The 478-nt window shown below is 71.8% G+C and carries 1 pseudogene; it reads left to right on the top strand.

Features of this window, described 5'->3' with window-relative positions:
* Positions 1–478, top strand: a pseudogene (locus RM844_RS32310) (hypothetical protein); the annotation flags it as partial.

Raw genomic sequence — 478 nt, 5'->3', positions numbered from 1 at the left:
ACACTGGCCGGCCGGCCCGCGTTCCCCGACGAGGCAGACCAGGCGCTGAAGCACATGCTGGTCGTGCTCGACGATCCCGAAGCCGACCCCGACGACATCGCCCGCAAGCCCGGTCTGACCGGGGTGACGGTGATCCACCGCAGCGACAAGCTGCCCACCCGCGAGCAGTACCCCGATCCCGAGCGGCCCATCCTGCGGGTCACCGAAGGCCGGATCGAGCGGTGGCAGAGCAACGGATGGCAGCCCTACGTCGACAAGGCCGACGCGAGGTCGGCCGCCGCGGCCGCCCACATCGCGCGCCGGTTGTCACGCTGGGACTCCAACCCCGGCTACGTGCGGTCGACCGCCACCGGCGGCGCCACCTTCACCACACTGCTCGACATCCCGGATGCCTCGGCACTGGACGTCGCGAGCCTGTGGGCCCCGCGCAACCGCGACGACGAACTGCGGGTGCCGATCGGTGTCACCGCCACCGGTG

Source organism: Streptomyces chisholmiae, assembly GCF_031845445.1.
GTDB lineage: Bacteria > Actinomycetota > Actinomycetes > Streptomycetales > Streptomycetaceae > Streptomyces > Streptomyces chisholmiae.
This window is presented reverse-complemented; position numbering and strand designations above follow the sequence as displayed.